This window comes from Alicyclobacillus sacchari, assembly GCF_004366795.1.
GTDB classification, from domain to species: Bacteria; Bacillota; Bacilli; order Alicyclobacillales; family Alicyclobacillaceae; genus Alicyclobacillus; species Alicyclobacillus sacchari.
Window position 1 is genome coordinate 1 of the sequence record NZ_SORF01000052.1, and the last position, 1,875, is coordinate 1,875.

2 protein-coding genes are annotated in these 1,875 nt (G+C 57.8%); both read left to right on the plus strand.

What is annotated here, in order from left to right:
* The coding region (locus C7445_RS14340; protein ID WP_134161396.1) for a P-loop NTPase family protein at nt 1-1,017 on the plus strand (1,017 nt) is incomplete at its 5' end.
* A gap of 4 nt (nt 1,018-1,021) precedes the next feature.
* A partial coding sequence (locus C7445_RS14345; protein WP_134161398.1) for a hypothetical protein occupies nt 1,022-1,875 on the plus strand: 854 nt, incomplete at its 3' end.

Here is a 1,875-nt window from a genome sequence, read left to right on the forward strand (position 1 = left end):
AAAGGATCGAACACGAAAATCCTTCAGCCGTTTGCGTTCGACAACATCGACCAGGTGAAGCGTTTGGTGCGCACGCTCACGCTTCGTGATCCGGCGAATCAGGTGAATCAAACGAATCACTGGACGCAGGTCGATATGCTCGATGGCACGCGCGTCACGATCTTTGCGCCGCCCTTGTCAGAGACGTATGTACTTGTCTTCCGGCAGTACACCTTCCATCGCTACACGTTCGAGCACGAGGCCGCAATGCGAACGATTCCGGCCGATTCCGTCGAGTGGTGGAAGCTCCTGAGCCGCCTTATGCTCACGATGGTCACGACAGGTATCAGACGTTCGGGTAAGACCACGTTCTTGAAGGTCATCTTTGGCGAGCGCGACCCGAATCTTGAGGTGGTCACGGTGGAGCGCGGCACGTTCGAGGCGCATCTGAAGCGTGACTTTCCGGAACGAGCGGGACGGATCATCGCGCTCAAGTCACCGCTAGATGAGATGACGTCGCTTTTTCCGGCCTTTTTGCGCTCAGACGCTCACTACATGATGGTGCCGGAAATTCGAAGCAGTGAAGTCGATTTGCTCATTCTCTCGCGCGAACGCGGCAACGGGTGTTTGGCGAGCTACCACAGCCAATACGTCACCAACATCCCGCGAGAGCTCGCCGATTTGGCGCTTGAAAACAATCCGAGCCGTGATTACCGAGCGACCTATATCCGGACGGCACAAAGCATAGATGTCGCGATCACGATGTGGGAGGATCCGACGGGACGAAAGATCGTGACCGGCGTCTACGCTTACGACTTCGACCACGAGTCGGAATCCTACACGGTCACGACGTGGATGAAATACCACCGCCAAGCGAACACATGGACATTTCACGCGGAGATTCCACCTACCATGCGCGAGCGCTTGGAGGACACGTACCCGGATGTCCTGGCCGCGTTTGAGGCGGAGTTTCAACGCTTGGCGTCGGCGTATCCGTTTCAGGGCGAGGCCAAGCGTCACGTGAAGATTGGGGGGTGAGATCGTGGCGAATGCACTGAATACCCTTGCGCAAATCGTCTTGTATGGCGTGGCCTGCACGGGATTCCTTTGGCTCTTTGAGCAGGTCTGGCGAGATGGATGGGCATGGGTAAAGCGGACGTATTACGGTATCGGGCATCGGCAGCTCCTTCGCGTGAGCGAGGGGTTTCGCGGCCGGCAGGTGACGCAGTTGCCGTGGTGGATGGGCTGGCATGATCACCTCGAAATGCTCTTGCAGGCCACCCTCAAACGTCCGCACCGCGACGCGGTGTCGCGGTTCATCGTGGGTTCAGTCACGGCGGCCGTGATTGTGGGGGTGCTCACCTCTGTGGTGACGCACAATCCGTTCTATGCGCTCGTCATGTTTGTGTTGACTGTCGTGTCACCGTACGGCGTGCTACACATACGGCGGTATCACCTGAGTATCCGCAATTCGTACGACATCGGCACACTTCTCAGTATCATCGTGCCGGAGTACCGCAAGCAACACGGGAGCATGTTGCATGCGCTGCAATCGACGGTGGAGCATCTGCCGCCAAGCCCGATTCGGCGAGCGGTGGCGCGCTTGACCGACCGACTGACGGATTACACAACGGCTGACGATGCGAGACGCGTGCTTGACCGCTTCGTGAAGGAGCTCGGAACCTCGTGGGCGGCGCAACTCGCAAGTGACATCGAGCACGCCCTGTTGGACGGCGTGGATGTGGAGTACAGCCTGGCACTTTTGCACAAGGAGTTTCAGGAGATCGAAGACGCGCGCAAGTCACAGAACCTGGCACGGATGGACACGCTCCTCATTTCGTGCGTGCCATTTCTGATGTGGCCAGTCATGATGGTGCTCTTCTATCTTTTTGTGTC